This window comes from Streptomyces sp. NPDC046261, from assembly GCF_040646235.1.
GTDB lineage: Bacteria > Actinomycetota > Actinomycetes > Streptomycetales > Streptomycetaceae > Streptomyces.
Window position 1 is genome coordinate 269,337 of the sequence record NZ_JBEYZU010000002.1, and the last position, 19,881, is coordinate 289,217.

Here is a 19,881-nt window from a genome sequence, read left to right on the forward strand (position 1 = left end):
CGCCAGTCCTGCGTTGACGCAGGCCAGAAGGGGCGCCCCGAGTTGGGGCGCCCCTTTCGTGGTTCAGGTGAAGGGGCACCGCACCACGTGGAAAGACCGCAGATCGACGGGTGAGAAGCGTTCAGTCCCGGTCACCGTCTTTACCGCCGTTCCTGAACACCCCGAACCGCTGTACAGCGTCACCGTGGCCGGGTTGCTGAAGTCGCGGGCGTCAACGTAGTCCGCCCTGGTGAGGGTGGGGTATGTCTCTCGGCATTGCCCGGAGGCCAGTTGCTGGTAGATGACGCCGAACGTGCCGTTACGGATCTCCGCGACGCAGTCCGGGTCCGCGGCTGAGACGTTCGCGGCGGTCAGGGAGAGGGCGAGCGCCGCGGCACCGGCGGCGAGAGCGGAGTAGCGGGCCCTGCGGGACATTGTTCGGCGAAGTCTGTGAGAAGTGAATGCCATGACTGCCTCCGTCGGCACTTCTCCGGTCGAACTTACGGTCAGCATGGCAAGTTTCCGGATAGTGCACCATCACTCGAAAGAGGGGCGGATCGCGGTCCCCGTCGGCCCTGAATGCGGCGCCCCTAAATGTGGTGCGAAGCCCTCTGCCTGTGGTCAAGATGGCGGGCATGGTTGCGTACGTCGATGATCCCGCCCGGCTCGGTGAGTGCCGGCTGTCCGACGGACGGTTGCTCGGGTGGGCCGAGTGGGGGCCGCCTGACGGGGTGCCCGTGTTGCTGTGTCCGGGCGCGGCCACGAGCCGGTGGCTCGGGTTCGGGGCGGGCGTCGTCGAGGCGCTCGGCGTGCGGCTCGTCTCCGTCGACCGCCCGGGGCTCGGTGCCTCGACGCCCGCTCCCGGCCGGACCTTCGCCGACTTCGCCGGTGACGTACGTCAACTCGCCCTGCTGCGAGGGCTGGGTCCCCGCCCGGCCGTGGTCGGCAACTCCCAAGGCGCGCCGTTCGCACTCGCCTGCGCCGAGGCGGGCGTCGCCTCGGCAGTGGCTGTCGTCTCCGGCGCGGACGAGGTCGCCGCCCCGGAGTTCGCTCCCGTTCTCCCGGCTGATCTACGGGACCTCGTCGAGCGGACCGCGTACGATCCCGCCGGCGCCGAGGAATTCTTCGCGGGCTTCAGCGCGGACGCGATGTGGGGCATGGTCATGGCCGGAAGTCCGCCGTGCGACCTCGCCGTCTACCGCGAACCCGGTTTCGCGGTCGCCTACCGCAGGGCCCTCGACGAGGCGTTCACCCAGGGCGCGGCCGGTTACGCCCGCGACACGGTCCTGGCCATGGGCCGGTGGCCGTTCGCCCTCGACCGGATCACCGTCCCGGTCGACCTTTGGTACGGCGAGCGCGACACCAGCCACTCACCCGACAACGGGGCGCTGCTCGCTACCCGCGTTCCCGGTGCCGATCGCCGCGTCGTCCCCGACGCCGGTGGTGCGCTGCTGTGGACTCACGCGGAGGCGATTCTCACCTCGCTCCTGGAAAAGGCCGCCGCAGTGCGGTGACGCCGGAGTGGGGCGTGCCGCCGTCGGCGTTGCGGCTGGCCACGTACGAGGAGCACCGGGCTGCCCCAGGGCGAGCCGGTGTGCCGAGTACGACGCGATCCGGGCCGAGCGGCGGGCGGCCGAAGCGCGGGGCGACCGGTCCGCCATGGCGGGGGCCACGGACCGCATGGGGCTGCATCAGCGCGAGTCGCACTCGTGAGGCGCGTTGTCGGGCGGCTCGTCGCTGCCTGCCGGCATCTGTCGGGATGGTCGCGCACCGTCGACAAGGCCATCTGCAAGCGCTGTGGTGTGGAGCGCTATTCGTCATACCGGCTGCTCAGAATGCCGATACCGGTACCGACGCCGGTCGAATCGTCCTTACGGCCGCGCCATCGCGGCCTCTGGTGACCGACTCTGCCTCCTCCGCCGCCGCTTGGCGGCAGTCGCGGCATCTGGTCTCGTCGCCCACCGGGCGGAACACCCGGTCGCAGCCCCCGTCGCAGGCTCGCAGCGGCTGTGGTGCGGGGGTGGCCCGGGCGGGGAACGGCGGGGCGTCCGGCATCTTGCGGATCAGGCGGTTGCGGGCGAGGGCGGCGGGGGAATGGACGCGGTCGGGGAGGCCGTCGGTCAGTGCCTCGCGGATCTCCTGGACCGTGGCGCCCCGCAGCAGCCATTCGCCCGCCAGCGGGGCCAGGTGCTGTACGTCCCTGCCCGTGAAGCGCAGACGTCTGTCCCGGTGCGAGACGGCGGCGACGATCAGGCCGCCACGATCGACCAGCGCCGGTGGCACGGCGAGATGGGAGGGCTGGGAGGGAGGGTTGTAAGTCTTCTCCTCAGTGTTCTTCGGGTGACGGCCGACGGACCGACTCTTCGGTTCACCGACGGCCGGTTTCCCGACCGTCGGCCGCGCGACGAGCCCATGCCCATCTCGTAAGGCCATGGCATCGTCCGCCGACAGTGGCGTGTTGGTGACGAGTTGGGTCGTCGTCCAGCGGCCGTTCGGACCTTGGCGACGCCATTCGTGGACGTAGCCCTCGGCGATCAGCTCCCGCTTCGCACGGATGAACGCGGTCTTCCTGATGCCCGCCTGTTTCGCCGTCTCCGACAGCGGTTCGTTCGCGCCGTCCGGGAGGGATAGCTGCCAGGTGAGCAGGCGGACTGCCTCTGCTGAGAGGCGTGGGTGCCGAATGATTTCGTTCGGAACTTGGGAGAAGAAGCGCGCTGGGGCGATAGCATGCCGAAGCATCCCGGGACTCCTTGTGGTGTAAGTCCTCGTGGTGAAGGCCCTCGACCGGTGTTCCCGCACCGCCGGGGGCCGCCTCGTTTGTACGGCACGAGGCAGCCAGGTGCGCGCACCGTATCGCACGTTTGGCGCCGCGATTCCGCGTTCGTACCCGGCCGTCGTCCGACGGCCGGGACTGTGCACTTCAGCTCAACTTGTGGATCAGGTAGGGGCTTTGTCAGGCCATATCTGTCCGGAACGGCTACCAGCTGAGGTACGCGTAGCCCGGCCCACCGGCCTTACCGGCAGCGCCGGCCGTGCCCTTGGTCGAGGCGGCTCCGGCCGTGCCCGCGCCACCGCCGACGGAGGTGCCCCCTCCACGGCCGCCCGCTCCACCGGCGCCACCGGCACCGCCGTTGCCCCCGGCACCGCCGTTGGCCGTGCCGGCCGGGGGCGTCACGGTCGCTCCCGTGACCCGGGTGACAGCTGTGGTTCCGCCGGCGCCTGCCGCCCCTCCTCCCCTTCCGGCGCCGCCGGTACCACCCCCGAAGTCGTCCTTGTCCGCGCCGGCCAGACCGAGCGCACCCGCACCGGCCGTGCGGCCCACGTTCACGACACTGGGAGAAGTAGCCAACCGCGTCCCCTTGCCCGAGCAAACGGCCCGCGCGAGGCCGAAACCGCGGGGCATGCCGGGGCCCGCCGCGCCTCCGGCTCCCCCGTCACCGCCCTTACCGGCATTCTTCAGCCGCACGTTGCCGGTCCCGTGTCCGCCGCCGTTGCCCCCGTCCCCCGCCCTGCCCGCGGTGGAGAACCCAGTGATGGTGTTGCCGACCACGACCCCCATCTTCGATTGGCCGTACGTGGCTTTGACGAGCTCAGTGGTCCCGCGCTTGACCCATGTCGTGGAACCGTTCTTTCCCTCGGCTCCGTCGGCCCCTGAAGCACCCTTCTTGCCGTTGTCCCCCGAGGCGCCGGAGCCCCCGCCCGGCCCCCCGCCGCTGACTGCTCGGCCCGCGCGGCCGCCGCTGCCGCCCTTGCCTCCGGTCCCGACCTGGACCGTGAGCTTCTCGCCGGGTGTCACCGGAATGCGGCAGCGCACGTAGGCACCGCTACCGCCCGAGCCGCCGCCGTTGCCCCCGGCGCCCCCGCCGCCGCCGCCTCCGCCGCCGCCTCCGCCGGAGCCCCAGGAGCCCCCGCCACCGCCTCCGCCGCCGCCGGCGCTTCCGCCACCCCCTCCGCCGCCGCCCGCACCGCCGCCCCAGAGGTCGACGGTGATGCGGGTGACGTCCGCCGGGACGGTGAAGTGCTTGGTGCCCGGCGTGAATCCCTGCGCGCCCGCGGCGTACGCCGGCTGTGCGGGCACGCCCAACAGGGCGGCACAACAGGCCAGTCCCACACCTGCGGCGAGGGGACGCCAGAAGGGCGGAAGTGAGGTGAACGAGGTAACAGCCATACGCGATCTGCTCCGGTCTGTGATCGAGCCACACGAGCGTGAACCGGGCAGAACCTCCCCGCCGCCCGCACAGCGCACACGAAGTTCACCCGCACGGGTAGCGCGAAGCCCCCGTCCGCAGAAGGCAGTTGGGGGCTGAGTGCGCATGAACGCGCGCTGGAGCGCGGCGACCCCAGTGGCGGGCCGCCGTACGAACTACTCGCTGCAGATGGCGGGCACGATGTGGCTGGTGACCGTGCTCGCGAGCTCGCAGGCGACGCCCCCGACGTCCGCCTGAGCGGGTGTGGCCACGGCCATGCTCCCGAGAGCGAGCAGAATGCCCGCCGCAATGGCGGTGATGGCGCGACGAATGGTGTTGATGGCTACCTCCTGAGCATCGGGGCGGCAGTGCGCCGCGTAAGCATCGGGAAGTTCTCCCGCCGGGCGATCTCTGACACCTGCGCTCGTGGGCGTGCGGCAGCCCGCGGGGGCGCGCCGGCAGAAGTATCCCCCGGCGCTCGCTCCGCGCCCCTGCCGCCGATTGCGGCTTGCGGTTGCCGTTGCGTCAACTTCTACGGTCTTCCTTGTGGCCGGAGGGACCGGCCAGGCGATGGAAGGCGGGGCGGGGCAATGGCCTGGTCGATCGCGGATGTGGCCCGGATGTCCGGGGTGACGTCCCGGACGCTGCGGCATTACGACGCGATCGGCCTGCTGCCGCCGGCGTGGATGGGGAGCAACGGGCACCGCTACTACGAGGAGGCGGATCTGCTGCGGTTGCAGCAGATCCTGCTGATGCGGGAGCTGGGCCTGGGGCTGAGCGAGATCCGGGCGGTTCTGGACAGTCAGGTCGACCAGGTGGCTGTGCTCCGGGAGCACCACCGACGGTTGCTGGCGGAACGGAACCGGCTGGAGACGCTCGCACGCACGGTGGGCCGCACCATCGCCGAACTGGAAGAAGGCAAGGACAGCGACGACATGGTGAAGATCAACAGGCCGGAGAACCTCTTCGAGGGCTTCGAGCCGCCCAGCGCCGAGAGCGAGGCCGAGGTGCGCGAGCGGTGGCCGCAGGCGTGGGAGCAGGCCCAGCAGGCCATCGGGACGATGACCGCCGGGGACACGGAGCAGTGGCAGCGTGAGGTGACGGCGCAGATGATCCGCTTCGCGGAGTTCATGGTGGCCGGCACGCCGGTCGCCGATCCCGCGGTGCAGGCCGAGGTGGACGACCACTACCAGGGCGTCTGCCGGTTCTGGACGCCGGACGCGGTCGCGTACAAGGGGCTCGGGCAGACCTACGTCGACGACCCCGGGATGCGGGCGAACTACGACAAGATCGCGGACGGCCTGGCCGTTTACCAGCGCGACGCGATGGCGGTCTACGCCGACGCCCGGCTGAGCTGACCGACGGTTCACACTGCCGGGGGGCTGCAGACCCCCGGCCGCTAATTCGATACCTGTCTATCTTGACGTCCTTCGATTCAAGGCGCATGCTGAATCGAAGAACGTCTATGCAGTGTGTCGAAAAGAGGCGCGATCATGAGCGACAACACCGCTGACCTGCGGGAAACCGTCCGCGAGCGGTACGCGGCCGCCGCCCTCCAGGTCGCCGGAGGGGGCACCGCCTGCTGCGGCCCCCAGGCGATCGAGGTCGACGAGAACTTCGGCTCCACCCTCTACACCGCCCACGAGCGGGACGAACTGCCCGCCGAGGCCGTCGCCGCCTCGCTCGGCTGCGGCAACCCCCTCGCTGTCGCCGATCTGCGCGAGGGCGAGCGCGTCCTCGACCTCGGTTCGGGCGGCGGCATCGACGTCCTGCTCTCCGCCCGCCGCGTCGGCCCCACCGGCAAGGCGTACGGGCTGGACATGACCGACGGGATGCTGGCCCTCGCCCTGGCCAACGCCAAGAAGGCGGGCGCCACCAACGTCGAGTTCCTCAAGGGCACCATCGAGGCCATTCCGCTGCCCGCCGGGACCATCGACGTCGTGATCTCCAACTGCGTGGTCAACCTGTCCACCGACAAGCCCGCCGTCTTCGCCGAGACCTTCCGCGTGCTCGTACCCGGCGGCCGGATCGGCATCTCCGACGTCGTGGCCGAGGACGCCCTGAGCCCCGCCGAGCGGGCCGAACGCGGTGATTACGCCGGCTGCATCGCCGGTGCGCTGTCCTTCGCCGAGTACCGCGAAGGGCTCGAGGCCGCGGGGTTCACGGACGTGGAGATCGTCCCCACCCACGAGGTCGCCGACGGCATGCACTCCGCCATCGTCCGGGCCGTCAAACCGGGGGCGAGGCCGGGACCGCCGTCGGCTGCGGCTGCTGCCGGGGCTGAACGTTGACGGATGCCGTGCTCCAGTCAGGCTCTACACGTGCCAGGACATCCCGGCCGAGCGCTGGAGCGTGGTGAAGCCCTGAACCCCACCGGACCGCCCGGACCTCGCACGACCGGCTCGGGCGGCCCGTACGCGTGGGTCAGCGGCGCGGGCCGAGGACGAGGGTGTAGGCGACCGCGTCCGCCATGGCGCGCTCGCCGGCGGCGTTGGGGTGGAAGGCTATGGCCGGCCGTACCCAGGGGCGGGTGAAGAGGCCCTCCACGTAGCGCTTCTCGAAGGGCTGGCAGGCGTCGTGGCCGAAGGTGGTGGCGTTGGTGTTGACGTAGAGGTCGCCCCGCGCGGTGGCCTGGACGCGCAGCATCGCGTTGAGGCGGCGGATCACGCCGCGCAGGTAGGGCACGTCGCCGTCGGCGACCAGCATGGACTTGCGGCAGCCCTCGATGTCGTCGCCGAGGATCGCCGGGTAGCCGACGACGGCCACGCGCGCGTGCCGGGCCCGTTCGTGGACGGCCTTGAGGAGGGCCGCGACCTTGGGTGCCGTCTCGTTGATGCGCTGGTCGAGCTCGTCGGTGCCGTTGCGCGTGAAGTAGCGCTGGCAGGGGTTGTCCCTGGGGACCGGGCCCACCGGGTTGATGCACCGGCCGATGACCTCGGGGAAGCCGATGTCGTTGCCGCCGATGCCGACCGTGACCAGGGTGGTGTCCTCGCCGAGGGCGTCGAGTTGCGGCGCGTTGCCGGTCGCCCCCTGCCGCTTCCACATGTGGTCGGTTGTCGCGCCGCCGCAGCTGACGTCCGTGAAGCCGGAGTAGGCCAGCTCGTTGCGTACGAGCGAGGGGTAGTTGGCGCTGGAGCGGCCGCACCGGCTGTCGACCTGGCGGGGGATGGCGGGGCCGGAAGTGAAGGAGTCGCCGAGCGCGACGTAGCGCTCGGCCCGCGGCCGCGGTTCCGCCGCCGTCGCGGCGGACGCGGGGGTCACGACGCCGGCCGTCAGCGCCGCCACCGTGCCGAGGGCGGAGAGGGCTAATCGGGCTCGGGTCCGACGACCGGTGCGGGGCATGTGTGCCTCCTGGTGTTGAAGGGAATCGTGGCGTGCCTGCTGCAACCTTGGTGCGCCTGCTGTGGTTCAGCGAGCTGTGCGGGTCCAGCGGGCCGTGCGCTCCTCGCGTCGCGACCTCCGGCAGACTCGGGCCGGGCGGGACGGGTCGTCAATCGAAAGCCCGGAATGTCCGCTACGCATGACCGGATACCGGACCGTGGCGTCCGGCCGACCGGGGTTGACGACGGCGATAAGGGCGTACGCCGACACCCACGCCGGAACGTCCCGCTCATGTCACGGACTTCACCAAGCTGACCCGAACGCGCATCAGGGGCATTCCGGGATCCCCCGGCCACTTCTGGCATGCCCCGATCACTGGTTAGCTCGCACCCAAGATCGAATCACGGCGTCGCCGCACCACGGTGACCTGCGGTTTCGTTCTGGCGTCGTGCGCCGGGCGGTGGCCAACCGCCCGGCAAGCCGCGGCTGTTTGGGGACAGCCGCGCCACTCACTACGACGCCTTCCGGCGCACCGGCGTCAGCAGGGTCAGATGCGGGCCCTGCCGGCCGGTGCGGCGGCTACGAGCGGTGTGGTGGGCATCGGTGGCTCCGGCGGGCCGCCAGTGGTCGCCGCACCGCTTCGCCGCGTACATGGCCTCGTCCGCGCCGCGCAGCAGGTCCGAGAGCCCGGCGCCGGGGCGGTGGGCGGTGTGGCACAGGCCGATCGAGGCCCGGGGGGACAGGGTCACCCGGCCCGTGTCGAGGGGGGCCGAGAGCCGGGCGGAGAGGTACGTCATCTCGGCGTCGGCGTCGGCCTCCGGCGCGAGGCGGACCATGGCCGTGAACTCGTCGCCGCCCAGCCGCGCGGCGAAGCCGCCGCGTTCCCGGCACCACTGCGCGAGCCGCCGGCCGACGGCCGCGATCACCTCGTCGCCCACGTCGTGCCCGTGGGTGTCGTTGATCTGCTTGAAGCCGTTGAGGTCCAGCAGCAGGACGGCGGTGTGCGGGTGGCGCAGGGCCCGCAGGCCGCGGGCGGTGAACTCCTCGCGGCGCATGAGGCCCGTGAGGCGGTCGGTGCGTGCGGTACGGAGCCGACGGGCCAGGAAGAACGCGTGCGTGACCCAGCCGACGGTCGGAGCGGCGATGGGCAGGGCCTGGAGTATGAGGTTCATCGGGCACCTTCCTGTGATTTCGGTGAACTCGCGTTGCTCACGTGAGAAATGGGTCGCCTGAGGCGACCCGCCGAGCGGCGGCCCGATCGCGCCGTCGGGGCCCCGGGCGGCGGCTGCCGGGCGGGTCCGGGCGGTGGATCGGGCCGTCATGCAGGACGTCCCCGTTTCCGGTCGGAGGGAGCGGGAGGGGTGGCGCCGGTGTCGCGAAAGTCGCGAAAAATCGCGCAGATCTCGTGTGGGTCGGGGCGGTTGGCCATATTTCTGCCGAAACGGTTCGGCAGTTGGGGCCCATGGGACCGGAGGGTGCCGAGTTGGCCCCGATACACGGCTTTTTGAAGGGGTGGGGGTTTAATCACGGGATGTCATGCTTGCGAGGGAATGAGGACAGACTGGGGGTTCGGTGGAGATTTCGTGGGCAAATCTGGAGGCGCGACGTCGAAACAAACCAGCGCCGGTGCGGTCGGCCAACCGCCCGGCAAGGTCCCGTAGTTCCTGTGGAGGAATTGACATGGCAAGCACCCGCACTGCCGCCCGCGTCTTCGCCGCCCTCGCGGCGCTCCCGATGGCCGCCCTGCTCTTCGCCGGAGCGGCCCACGCCGACGACGGCGATCAGCTGGCCAACCGGGGTTCCAACGCGGCCGCCGCCGGGGTCGTGGGGAGCGGCGTCGGGGGGAGCAACCACGGCAACAGCACGACGACCCAGCAGCAGGCCAATGGCCCCGGCGCCTCGAACCAAGCCAATACGGCGAGCGTCAACGGGTGGGGCCATGACGGACACGGCCACGACGGACAGCCCGCGATCCACCAGGAGAACGTGCGGATCACCTTCACCAACATGTGGTGAGCCGGGGGGAGCCCCCGGGGGTGACACCGGGGGCTTGCCTGGTGACCCCCAGCCCCCCGGGGTGACACAGGGCGATGTGGTGAGACTTGGACAGGGTCTGTACGAACCGCGCGGCGGCACTCCGGTGCCGCCGCGCGGCGTTCGTGCGCCTGGGCGGCACCTTGACAGGCCCGGCAGAGCTGACGGACAGTCAGATAAATACGTGCCTCCGCCTGCCCCGCCCACCTGCGCGAGGAGACCCGGTGAGCGACCAGAGCGCGCCGCCGTGCGAGCGGCCGTACGCGCCACCGCCCGAGCCGCCGTACGAGCGGCTCGCGGCCTATGAAGGCTGTCTCGCCGTTTCCGGCCGTGGTCCGGACCCCGTCAACGTCCCCATGATCAGGCACTGGTGCGAGGCCATGGGCGACACCAGCCCGGCCTACGCGGGCGAGGCCCCCGTCGCGCCGGCCACCATGCTCCAGGCCTGGACGCTGGGCGGCCTCTCCGGCGGCGCCGGCGGCCGTTCACGCCCGTACGAGGACCTGCTGGCCCTGCTCGACGGGGCCGGCTGCACCGCCGTCGTCGCCACCGACTGCGAACAGGAGTACCTGCGGCCGCTGCGGCCCGGCGACGTGATCACCTTCGAGACGGTGATCGAGTCCGTCTCGCCCCGCAAGACGACCGCGCTCGGCACCGGTCATTTCGTCACCACGCGGACCGCGATCCGGGCCGGCGGCGAGCTCGCCGGCGTCCACCGCTTCCGGGTTCTCAGGTACGCGCCGGGCCCCCGGCCCACCACGGCACCGGCCCCGTCCCCCGAGCCGGCTCCGCGACGCCCCCGACCCGTGATCAATCGCGACAACGCGGGTTTCTGGGAGGGTGTCGCCGCGCACCGGCTGCTCATCCAGCGGTGCGAGGACTGCGGCACGCCGCGCTTTCCCTGGCTGCCGGGATGCGGGGACTGCGGCTCGGCGCGGTGGACGGCCGTCGAGGCGAGCGGCGCCGGCACGGTCTTCTCGTACGTCGTCATGCATCATCCGCCGTTCCCGGCCTTCGAAGCGCCCTATGCGGTCGCACTGATCGAACTGGCCGAGGGCGTACGGATGATCAGCAATGTCACCGGCGTCGGACCGGAACGAATACGCATCGGGATGCCGGTCTCGCTGGAGTTCGTGCGCGTGGACGAGGACCTGGAGCTGCCGTTCTTCCGGGCGCGGGAAGCGCTGCCCACCCTGACCGTCCCCGTCACGCGCACGCTCATCGTCGCCGGCGCCCTCGCCTCCCGCGACTACAAGGACGTCCACCACGACGCCGAGGCGGCCCGGGCCAAGGGGGCGCCGGACATCTTCATGAACATCCTCACCACCAACGGCCTCGTCGGCCGCTACGTCACCGATCACTTCGGCCCCGACGCCGTGCTGCGCAAGGTCGCGATCCGCCTCGGGGTGCCCAACTACCCCGGTGACACCCTCGTTTTGACCGGAACAATTAACTCCGTATGTGCAGACGCCGGAACAATTAACTCCGTATGTGCAGACGAACGCATCGCCGAAGTCGGCATCACCGGCACCAACAGCCTCGGCCGTCACGTCACGGGCACCGTCACCGTGGTGCTCCCCCGGCGCCCCGGGGCGTCCGCGTGAGCGCCCGGCGGCCGGGCGCGCTCGGCGGCAGGGCCGCCGTCGTCGGTATCGGGGCCACCGCCTTCACCAAGGACTCCGGCCGCAGCGAGCTCGCCCTGGCCGCCGAGGCCGTGCGCGCGGCACTCGCCGACGCCGGGCTCGGCCCGGGCGACGTCGACGGCATGGTCACCTTCAGCATGGACACCAGCCCCGAGATCACCCTCGCCCGGGCGGTCGGCATCGGGGAGCTGTCCTTCTTCTCCCGCGTCCACTACGGAGGCGGGGCGGCCTGTGCCACCGTCCAGCAGGCGGCCCTCGCCGTCGCGGCCCGGGTCGCCGAGGTCGTCGTCTGCTACCGCGCCTTCAACGAGCGCTCCGGGCGCCGGTTCGGCGCCGGCGTACGGCACCGGCAACCGTCCGCCGAGGGGGTCGCGCTCGGCTGGGTGCTGCCCTTCGGGCTGCTCACCCCGGCCTCCTGGGTGGCCATGACGGCCCGCCGCTACCTGCACACGTACGGCCTGACGCCCGAGGTGTTCGGCCACGTCGCCGTCGCCGGCCGGCGCCACGCGGCCCGCAACCCGGCCGCCCACTTCCACGGCAGGCCCATCACCCTCGCCGACCACGCGGCCTCCCGCTGGATCGCCGAGCCGCTGCGGCTGCTGGACTGCTGCCAGGAGACCGACGGGGGCCAGGCGCTCGTCGTCACCTCCCTGGAGCGGGCCCGTACGCTGCCGCGACCGCCCGCCGTGATCGCCGCCGCCGCGCAGGGCGCCGCCCGGGGCCAGGAGCAGATGACCGGCTTCTACGGCGACGAGCCGGCCGGGCTGCCGGAAGCGGGCGTCGTCGCCCGGCAGCTGTGGGCGGACAGCGGGCTGCGGCCGGCGGACGTCGACGCGGCGATCCTCTACGACCACTTCACGCCGCATGTGCTGATGCAACTGGAGGAGTTCGGTTTCTGCGCGCCCGGCGAGGGCGGCGCCTTCGTGGCGGCGGACGCGCTGCCGCTGAACACCCACGGCGGACAGCTGGGGGAGGCGTATCTGCACGGCATGAACGGCATCGCGGAGGCGGTCCGGCTGCTGCGGGGCACCTCGGTCAACCAGGTGCCGGGCGCCCGGCACGTGCTCGTCACCGCCGGGACGGGAGTTCCCACCTCGGGGCTGATTCTCGGCGCAGACGGATGAAATTAGGGCGTGTCGGAGCATACCGGTGGTCTTCGGGCCCCTTGACTCGGCCGTATGCACCGACGGAGAAAGATCATCGGATATCTCGTCGCTCTGATGGCGGCGCTGGCCCAGGTGGTCGCCCAGGCCGTACCGGTTACGGCAGCCCCGGCCGCCGGGCCCAGCATCTACCGGGGCCGCGGCTTCGACACCTGCCAGGCACCGCCGCTGACCACCCTCAGCGCGTGGGGAGCGTCCTCCGGCTACGGAGCCGTCGGCGTCTACTACGGTGGCCGGGCCCGCGCCTGCCCGAACCAGAAGTACCTCAGCAAGAGGTGGCTGACCGGCGCCCGTGACCTGGGCTGGCGGATCCTGCCCGTCTTCGTCGGCTCCCAGTCGCCCTGCGTCCGCGCCAGCTCCAAGGCGGGCTACCCCATCGGCGACGACCCCGACGGCCAGGGCACCGACGAGGGCCGCGACGCCGTCCGCAGCGCCTCCGCGCTGGGCATCGCCTCCGGCAGCCCCCTCTACCTCGACATGGAGGCGTACGACTACGCCGACTACGACTGCGCCGACATCACCCTGTCCTTCATCCAGTCCTGGACCCGCACCGTCAGCCGCCACGGCTACCTGCCCGGCCTCTACAGCAGCGCCGAGTCGGGTGTGCGGCACATGGAGCTCGCCCGGCGGGCCGGTGTGGGCCACCTGCCGGAGATCCTGTGGTTCGCCCGCTGGCGGGTGCCGGCCTCCACGGAGAGCGAGCAGGTGCTCGCCGCCTCCGCCTGGCATCCGCACCGCCGCATCCACCAGTACGCGGGCAATGTGACCGAGACCTACGGCGGCCGGAAGCTGACCATCGACCGCAATCTCGTGGACGCGCCGGTGGCCGTCATCCAGTGACGCACACCGTCGTCCGGCGCCCGGAGGGGCCCGCGACCCCTCAGCCCACCCCTGGGGGGTCTCCCCCTCCAGGAGGTGGGCGGGTCCGTCCGGGTACGACCTGAGGGGGACCGTTCTTCGGCACCTCCGGCCGATCCGCCGCTATGCGCGCGCTCATAGCGTTGAGGCATGACAGCTACTACGACGCCTGTGTGCACCAGCGCATCCACCGCCGCCGTGTACCCGTCGTTCTCTTCGTACGTACGGGTCCGGGGCGCCGTGCTGCAGCGCACCGCCCGTTCGCTGACCTCGAACCCGTGCGATGCCGAGGATCTGCTGCAGACGGCGCTCACCAAGACGTACCTGGCCTGGGACCGCATAGAGGACCACCGCGCCCTCGACGGTTACGTCCGGCGGGCGCTGGTGAACACGCGCACCTCCCAGTGGCGCAAGCGCAGGGTCGACGAGTTCCCCTGCGAGGAACTGCCCGAGCGCGAGGAGAGCCCCGCCGCCGACCCCGCGGAGCAGCAGGCGCTGCGCGACGCGATGTGGCGCGCGGTCCGGCGGCTGCCGGAGCGGCAGCGGGCGATGGTCGTCCTCAGGTATTACGAGGACATGACCGAGGTCCAGACTGCCGAGCTGCTCGGGGTCTCCGTCGGCACGGTCAAGAGCGCGGTCTCCCGGGCGCTGGGCAAGCTCCGCGAGGACCCGGAACTGGCCGCGGCGGCGTAGCGGGCGCCGGGCCGCGGCCCGTCCCGTCAGCCGAGCGTGGTGACGACCAGGTCGCCGTCCGCGTACTGCCTGCGCAGCACCTTCTTGTCGAACTTGCCCACCGAGGTCTTCGGGACCGAGGGGACGAGCGCCCAGCGCTCCGGCAGCTGCCAGCGGGCGACGCGCTCGCCGAGGAACGCGCGCAGGGTCTCGTGGTCGACGGCCGAGCCGTCCCTGAGCACCACCACGGCCAGCGGCCGCTCGCCCCACTTGTCGTCCGGTACGGCCACGACGGCGGCCTCGGCGACCTCCGGGTGGGCCATGAGGTGGTTCTCCAGCTCGACCGAGGAGATCCACTCGCCGCCCGACTTGATGACGTCCTTCGCCCGGTCGGTGAGGGTCAGGAAACCGTCCGGGGAGATCGTGCCGACGTCGCCCGTGCGCAGCCAGCCGTCCGGGCTGAACTTGTCCTCCGGGCGCTCGGGCCCGGCGCCCGCGCCACCGTGGTAGGCGCCCGCGATCCAGGGGCCGCGGACCTCCAGCTCACCGGCCGACTCCCCGTCCCAGGGCAGGACGTCCCCGCCCGGCCCGACCAGCCGCGCCTCCACGCCCGCGGGCATGCGGCCCTGCGTGATCCGGTACGGCCACGCCTCCTCGGCGCTCAGCCCGGGCGGCGGGAAGGCGACGGAGCCCAGCGGCGAGGTCTCGGTCATGCCCCAGGCCTGGACGAGCGTGAGCCCGTGCCGCTCCTCGAACGCCTTCATCAGCGAGGGCGGGCACGCCGACCCGCCGCTGATCACGGTGCGCAGCGAGGACATGTCGCGCGGCTTGGCGTCGAGTTCGGCCAGCAGGCCCTGCCATATCGTCGGCACGCCGGCCGTCACGGTCGGGCGCTCGGACTCGATCATCTCGGCGAGCGGCGCGGGCTGCAGGAAGCGGTCCGGCATCAGCAGCGACGTACCCGCCATGAACGCGGCGTGCGGCAGGCCCCAGGCGTTGACGTGGAACATCGGCACGACGGGGAGGCAGATCTCCGCGGGGGTCAGCCCGAAGGACGCCGCGGCGTTGACCTCCATGGCGTGCAGGTATATCGAACGGTGGCTGTAGACCACGCCCTTGGGGTCGCCGGTGGTGCCGGAGGTGTAGCAGAGCGCGGCGGCCTGTCGCTCGTCGAGCTCCGGCCAGGGGTAGTGGTCGGCGGGGTGGCCCGCGATGAGGTCCTCGTAGTCGTGCACCTGCGCGTGGGCGCCGTCCAGCGCGGACCTGTCGCCGGGGCCGGAGACCACGACGTGCTCGACGCAGTCCAGGTGTGGCAGCAGTGGTGCGAGCAGCGGCAGCAGCGAGCCGTTGACGATGACGACGCGGTCGGCGGCGTGCCTGACGATCCAGGCGAGCTGCTCGGGGGGCAGCCGGAGGTTGAGGGTGTGCAGCACCGCGCCCATGGAGGGCACCGCGAGGTAGGCCTCCACATGGTCGGCGTTGTTCCACATCAGCGTCCCGACGGGCTCCCCCTCGGCGACCCCGAGATGGCGGAGGGCGTGCGCGAGTTGTGTGGCCCGGCCGCCGATCGCGGCGAAGCTGCGCCGCTGGGGCTCGCTCCCGCCTGTCCAGGTCGTGACCTGAGCGCTGCCGTGGACCCTCGACCCGTGGGCCAGGATTCGCGAGACGGTCAGCGGTACGTCCTGCATCGTGCTCTGCACCGGGGGCCTCCCCATTCTGCGCGTCGTTACGCGAGGGTAGTTCCCGGTGATTCTGCTGGCGTATCCGGCGGTAAGTCACTAGCCGGAGGAAACGAGTCCGACACAATCGGCGACGCGGTCCGGGGCGCGTGCCCGCTCCGGGTCACACGGGGACGGTCCCGGGGCGCGTGCGCCGGGGGGCGCGCGCGGGTGGGTGTGGTGCGCGACGAGACTCCGGGCGCCTGCGACGGGCGTTGTGCTGTGTTCGCGCGATTACTTACCGTTATCGCGTGCGGTGCCTTCGTCGTGCCGCCCGGAGCGGAAGGAATCCCCATGGAGCTGCGCACGGACACCAGGGCGGGACGGGGCCAGGACGCCGACGAGTACGACGCGCCCGAGCTCGTGGAAGTCGGGGGCTTCGCCGAACTGACGCTGGGCGCCGGGACCGACGAGCCCGAGCTGGCCCTCTACCTGGGCGACTGAGGGCAGTCTCCCGTGTCCGCCGACATGTCGTTCGTGGTCCTGCCCGACAGTGACGCGGGCCGCGCGGCCCTGGCCTGCGTGCCCGCCCCGGGGCCGGAGCGGATCACCCACGCCTCGGGCCGCCCCTGGCTCGTGGGCCACTGGCCCGCCGACGCGGTGACGGTGGGTGCGGCAGGGCGGACGCGCCTCGTGGTGGCCGGCTTCTGCCCCGTCACCCCCACCGAACTGCACGCCGAGGCCGCCCGGTTGACCGATGTCGCCGGCCTCGACGACCTCGCCCGCAAGCTGCGCGGCAGCGCGCACCTGATCGCCTCGGTGGGAGGGCGGGTCCGGGTGCAGGGCGGCATCGCGGGCGTGCGCTCCGTCTACCGGGCGCGGCTGGCGGGGGTGACCGTCGCCGCCGACCGCCCCGACACCCTGGCCGGCATGACCGGTTCGCACGTCGACGAGCGGCTGCTCGCGCTGCGGCTGCTCAGGCCGTGCGTCCCGCACCCGCTGCGGGAGCGGGCGCTGTGGCGCGGCGTGGACGCCGTCGCGCCCGGCAGCTATCTGGTGATCGAGCCCGACGGTACGGCGAGCGCGGCCCGCTGGTGGCGGCCCCCCGAGCCGGTACAGCCCCTCCAGCAGGGCGCGTTGGCCGTCAGGGAAGCCCTCACCGATGCCGTACGGGCCCGCGTCCGCGCCACGGACGGCGTGGTCAGCACCGACCTCTCCGGAGGCATGGACTCCGGCACGTTGGCCCAGCTGGCCGCCACCCCCGACCGCCGTCTGGTCACCGTGCGCCACCCGCAGCTGGACACCGGCGGTGACGACGCGCTGTGGGCCCGCCGCATCGCCGGCCGGCTGCCGCACGCCGAACACCTGCTGCTCGCCTACGGGCAGGCGCCGACCATGTACGCCGAACTGGACCGGGGCACCGGCGTCCTGCCCGCCGAACCCGCCCACTGGATCAGGGCGTCCGCCCGCTTCGTCCACAGCGCCCGCCGGGTGGCCGCCGAGGGCTCGCGGCTGCACTTCTGCGGCTACGGCGGGGACGAGCTGTTCTCCCCGTCCGTCTCGTACCTGCACACCCTCGCCCGGTCGCGGCCCCTGACGGCCGTCCGGCACATCCGCGGCCGCCGCGCCCTCAAACGCTGGCCGCTGGCCGCCACCTGGCGGGCCGTCACCGACCGCAAGGACTTCCCGGCCTGGCTCACCCACAGCGCGGCCCGCCTGACCTCCGCGCCGCCCCGGCCCTTCCGGCCCCAGCTGGGCTGGACGCCCGAGCTCCGCATGCCCCCGTGGGTGACCGCCGACGCCGCGTACACCACGTGCGAACTGCTCACCGACGCCTCGTACGAACCACTGGCCCCGGACCGCGGCACGCACCGGACCCTGGAGGCCATCCGCCAGGCCGGCGCCGGCATCGCCTACGCGACCCGCCTCATGGCCGCGCACGGCGTGCGGCTGGCCGCCCCCTACCTGGACGACCAGGTCATCGAGGCCGCCCTCGCGGTACGCCCCCACGAACGCGGCACGCCCCACCGCTACAAACCCCTCCTCGCCGAGGCGATGCGCGGCCTCATCCCCGACGACCTCCTCGGCCGCGCCACCAAGGGCCACTACAGCGAGGACGTCATGGACGGCTTCCGCCGCCACCGCCCCACCCTGCTGGCCCTCTTCGACGGCTCCGAACTGGCCCGGCTCGGCCTCGTCGACGACGCCGCCGTCCGCGCCGAACTGCGCGCCACCCACCCCACCGTCGCCCCGCTGCTCGCCCTCGAACCGACCCTGGCCTGCGAGGTCTGGCTGCGCACGCTGGCCGCCGCCAGGAGCGAGCCCGCGGGCGCCGGCCGGAAGGGAACACCATGAGCTTCGCCCTACGGGCGGACGTCACCGCCACCGAGACCGAGCACGGCACGGTCCTCCTCGACCAGCGCCGGGGCCGCTACTACCAGCTCAACCCCACCGGTGCCCTCGCCCTGCGCGCCCTGCTGGACGGCGCCGGCACCGAGGGCGCGGCCCGGGCGCTGTGCGAGACCTACGGCATCCCCGCGCAGCGGGCCGAAGCCGACGTCGCCGCGCTGCTCGAGAGCCTGCGCGGCCGGCGACTGGCGGCCCGCCGATGAGCACCCCCCTCGCCCTGCCGGAACAGCCGGCCCTCCCCGTCGGCACCCGCGTGGCCGCCCGCCTGGCGGTGGCCATAGCCCGAGTCCTCGCGGCGCTGCCCCCGCGCCGCATCCGGGCGGTCCTGCACCTGGCCCGCGTCGGCGCCGCCCCGGCCACGGCCGACCAGGCCGGCGCGGCCCGTGCGGCGGTCGTCGCCGTCAGCCCCCGCTGCGCGGGTCCGCGTTGCTTGCAACGGTCCCTGGCCACCGTTCTGCTGTGCCGCCTGAAGGGCTCCTGGCCCACCTGGCACACCGGCGTGCGCACTTCTCCCTTCCGCGCCCACGCCTGGGTGGAGGCGGCGGGCCACCCCATCGGCGAGCCGGAGCCGCCGGGCTACTACACCCCCACCCTCACGGTGCCGCCCCGGGAGCGCGGCCGGCCGGGTGAGGAGGCGTGACTAGGCGCGCCCCGCGCGGGCGGAGAGGGCTCCGCCCGCCCAGCCGAGCAGCACCCAGGCCGCGGCGATGACGCAGACGCCGCTCCAGCCCCAGTGGCCGAAGGCCGGGCCGGCCAGGGCGGAGGCGGCCGCGCCGTTGAGGAAGCCGCAGACGACGTAGGCGGTGTTGGCGGCGGCGGGCTTGGGGGTGGCGGCCAGGGCGCCGGTCTGGTTCGCGACCTGGCCGGCCATCAGGCCGGCGTGGATGAGGACGGCGCCGGCGCACAGCGCCCACAGGGCGTGCCCGCCCAGCCAGAAGAGGGGCACCGAGACCGCCGTCAGCGCATAGGCCGTGATGATCACGCGCCGTGGGCCGAAGCGGTCGATGAGACTGCCGGAGACCGGGGCGACGACGGTGGAGACGAGGCCGAAGAGACCGAAGAGACCCGCCGTGCCGGGGGAGAGGTGGTAGGACCCGGACGTCGACGTCAGAAGCAGGGTGAGGGTCGTCCACAGGGCGCTCCAGGCGCCGAAGAGACCGCCCTGGCGCAGGCAGGCGGCGCGGAGTTCGGCGGAGGAGGCGAGGAGGCCCGGCAGGCCGGCGATGGCCTTCAGCGGGGCGGCGCGGCCGCGCGGCCGGGTCTCGGCGGGCAGCAGCGACGCGGTCAGCAGGCCGACGGCGACCGTCAGGGCCGCACCGCCGAAGAAGACCGCGCGCCAGCCGAACGCCTGGCCCGCGAGCCCGCCGACCACGCGCGCCGCGACGATGCCGGTGAACAGCCCGGCCACCACCGCCGCCACGTGCCGGCCCCGCCGGTCGGCGGGCGCGCGCTCGGCGACGAGCGGGACGAGCAGCTGCGGTACGACCGTGGCGGCGCAGGCCACCAGCATGGCCGCGGCCAGGGCGGGCAGCCCCGGGGCGAGCGCCGCGGCGACCAGGGCCGCGCCGGCGACGGCGGACAGGACGCCGACGAGGCGGCGGCGGTCGGCGGTGTCACCGAGCGGCGCGAAGAACAACAGGCCCGTCGCATAGCCGAGCTGGGCCACGGAGGCGATCCAGCCGGCCGCGGAGGCCGAGACGCCGAAGTCACGGGCGATGAGACCCAGGAGCGGGGCGGCGAGGTAGATGTTCGCCGCGGTGACCGCCGTGCAGAGGGCGATCACGGAGAGCAGGGCGCCATTGCCCAGGTCGCGCGGGGTGCGGGCGCCGGCTCCCGGGCGTATGGACTGAAGTGTGGGACGGCGGGTGGTGTCGGTCATGGGTGTGCGGGCTCCCCCGGGCTTGCAACCAACTGGTTGGTTGTGATCTTGCAGGCCCCGGTCCGGGCTGTCAACCAA

The 19,881-nt window shown here is 72.8% G+C and carries 19 protein-coding genes and 1 pseudogene; 13 read left to right on the forward strand and 7 right to left on the reverse strand.

The genetic code is table 11. The annotated features are described in order from the left end of the window. Window positions 1–63: 63 nt before the first annotated feature. A complete protein-coding gene (locus ABZ956_RS05520) occupies window positions 64–414 on the reverse strand; it encodes a hypothetical protein (RefSeq protein ID WP_361887351.1) in 351 nt (116 codons plus the stop codon). Between the two features lie 200 nt (window positions 415–614). On the opposite strand from ABZ956_RS05520, the gene ABZ956_RS05525 reads away from it, so the two are divergent. Beyond that, window positions 615–1,493: an alpha/beta hydrolase gene (locus ABZ956_RS05525; RefSeq protein ID WP_361887353.1), complete on the forward strand. Its 879-nt coding sequence runs from the start codon at window positions 615–617 to the stop codon at window positions 1,491–1,493. A gap of 195 nt (window positions 1,494–1,688) precedes the next feature. Continuing rightward, window positions 1,689–1,880, forward strand: a complete 192-nt coding sequence (locus ABZ956_RS05530) for a DUF6255 family natural product biosynthesis protein (RefSeq protein ID WP_361887355.1) — start codon at window positions 1,689–1,691, stop codon at window positions 1,878–1,880. Here ABZ956_RS05530 and ABZ956_RS05535 read toward each other — a convergent pair. Both ABZ956_RS05535 and ABZ956_RS05540 read right to left on the reverse strand, forming a co-directional pair. Then, window positions 1,810–2,718, reverse strand: a complete 909-nt coding sequence (locus ABZ956_RS05535) for a hypothetical protein (RefSeq protein ID WP_361887358.1) — start codon at window positions 2,716–2,718, stop codon at window positions 1,810–1,812. The two genes, ABZ956_RS05530 and ABZ956_RS05535, sit on opposite strands and share 71 nt — an antisense overlap. Before the next feature lie 238 nt (window positions 2,719–2,956). Then, window positions 2,957–4,057 carry a hypothetical protein gene (locus ABZ956_RS05540; RefSeq protein WP_361887360.1) on the reverse strand — a complete coding sequence of 367 codons (1,101 nt, stop codon included), beginning with the start codon at window positions 4,055–4,057 and terminating at the stop codon, window positions 2,957–2,959. Between the two features lie 699 nt (window positions 4,058–4,756). Between ABZ956_RS05540 and ABZ956_RS05545 the strand changes: the two genes are divergently transcribed. Next, complete coding sequence (locus tag ABZ956_RS05545) at window positions 4,757–5,524, forward strand: MerR family transcriptional regulator (protein ID WP_361887363.1); 768 nt, start codon at window positions 4,757–4,759, stop codon at window positions 5,522–5,524. A gap of 135 nt (window positions 5,525–5,659) precedes the next feature. Continuing rightward, complete coding sequence (arsM, locus tag ABZ956_RS05550; protein WP_361887366.1) at window positions 5,660–6,457, forward strand: arsenite methyltransferase; 798 nt, start codon at window positions 5,660–5,662, stop codon at window positions 6,455–6,457. A gap of 133 nt (window positions 6,458–6,590) precedes the next feature. On the opposite strand, the gene ABZ956_RS05555 is transcribed toward arsM, so the two are convergent. Further along, a complete protein-coding gene (locus tag ABZ956_RS05555; RefSeq protein ID WP_361887369.1) occupies window positions 6,591–7,508 on the reverse strand; it encodes an SGNH/GDSL hydrolase family protein in 918 nt (305 codons plus the stop codon). A gap of 491 nt (window positions 7,509–7,999) precedes the next feature. After that, window positions 8,000–8,659 (reverse strand): GGDEF domain-containing protein, encoded by a 660-nt coding sequence (locus ABZ956_RS05560; protein ID WP_361887372.1) that lies wholly within the window; start codon window positions 8,657–8,659, stop codon window positions 8,000–8,002. 508 nt (window positions 8,660–9,167) lie between these two features. On the opposite strand from ABZ956_RS05560, the gene ABZ956_RS05565 reads away from it, so the two are divergent. The 5 genes and pseudogenes from ABZ956_RS05565 (at window position 9,168) to ABZ956_RS05585 (ending at window position 13,878) form a co-directional block, all read left to right on the forward strand. Further along, the gene (locus ABZ956_RS05565; RefSeq protein ID WP_361887374.1) at window positions 9,168–9,503 is read left to right on the forward strand and encodes a hypothetical protein; all 336 of its coding nucleotides are present in this window, start codon (window positions 9,168–9,170) and stop codon (window positions 9,501–9,503) included. A 242-nt stretch (window positions 9,504–9,745) separates the two neighbouring features. Then, a pseudogene (locus ABZ956_RS05570) lies at window positions 9,746–10,702 on the forward strand (bifunctional MaoC family dehydratase N-terminal/OB-fold nucleic acid binding domain-containing protein); the annotation flags it as partial. A gap of 419 nt (window positions 10,703–11,121) precedes the next feature. Beyond that, window positions 11,122–12,288, forward strand: a complete 1,167-nt coding sequence (locus ABZ956_RS05575; protein WP_361887376.1) for a lipid-transfer protein — start codon at window positions 11,122–11,124, stop codon at window positions 12,286–12,288. 54 nt (window positions 12,289–12,342) lie between these two features. Further along, a complete protein-coding gene (locus ABZ956_RS05580; protein ID WP_361887379.1) occupies window positions 12,343–13,167 on the forward strand; it encodes a DUF1906 domain-containing protein in 825 nt (274 codons plus the stop codon). Between the two features lie 168 nt (window positions 13,168–13,335). Beyond that, window positions 13,336–13,878 carry a SigE family RNA polymerase sigma factor gene (locus tag ABZ956_RS05585; protein ID WP_361887381.1) on the forward strand — a complete coding sequence of 181 codons (543 nt, stop codon included), beginning with the start codon at window positions 13,336–13,338 and terminating at the stop codon, window positions 13,876–13,878. A gap of 26 nt (window positions 13,879–13,904) precedes the next feature. Here the strand turns inward: ABZ956_RS05585 and ABZ956_RS05590 are convergent, their stop codons facing one another. Then, a complete protein-coding gene (locus ABZ956_RS05590) occupies window positions 13,905–15,557 on the reverse strand; it encodes a long-chain fatty acid--CoA ligase (protein ID WP_361887384.1) in 1,653 nt (550 codons plus the stop codon). A gap of 312 nt (window positions 15,558–15,869) precedes the next feature. Between ABZ956_RS05590 and ABZ956_RS05595 the strand changes: the two genes are divergently transcribed. Genes ABZ956_RS05595 through ABZ956_RS05610 form a run of 4 tightly spaced genes read left to right on the forward strand, consistent with a single transcriptional unit; the run spans window position 15,870 to window position 18,564 of the window. Then, on the forward strand, window positions 15,870–16,019 hold the full coding sequence (locus tag ABZ956_RS05595) for a lasso RiPP family leader peptide-containing protein (protein ID WP_361887386.1): 150 nt from the start codon (window positions 15,870–15,872) through the stop codon (window positions 16,017–16,019). 12 nt (window positions 16,020–16,031) lie between these two features. Continuing rightward, window positions 16,032–17,870 (forward strand): asparagine synthase-related protein, encoded by a 1,839-nt coding sequence (locus ABZ956_RS05600; RefSeq protein WP_361887389.1) that lies wholly within the window; start codon window positions 16,032–16,034, stop codon window positions 17,868–17,870. Beyond that, window positions 17,867–18,127: a lasso peptide biosynthesis PqqD family chaperone gene (locus tag ABZ956_RS05605; RefSeq protein WP_361887392.1), complete on the forward strand. Its 261-nt coding sequence runs from the start codon at window positions 17,867–17,869 to the stop codon at window positions 18,125–18,127. Before ABZ956_RS05600 ends, ABZ956_RS05605 begins: the two co-directional genes overlap by 4 nt. After that, the gene (locus ABZ956_RS05610) at window positions 18,124–18,564 is read left to right on the forward strand and encodes a lasso peptide biosynthesis B2 protein (RefSeq protein WP_361887395.1); all 441 of its coding nucleotides are present in this window, start codon (window positions 18,124–18,126) and stop codon (window positions 18,562–18,564) included. Before ABZ956_RS05605 ends, ABZ956_RS05610 begins: the two co-directional genes overlap by 4 nt. Here ABZ956_RS05610 and ABZ956_RS05615 read toward each other — a convergent pair whose 3' ends face one another. Beyond that, the gene (locus ABZ956_RS05615; protein ID WP_361887398.1) at window positions 18,565–19,803 is read right to left on the reverse strand and encodes an MFS transporter; all 1,239 of its coding nucleotides are present in this window, start codon (window positions 19,801–19,803) and stop codon (window positions 18,565–18,567) included. Window positions 19,804–19,881 lie beyond the last annotated feature (78 nt).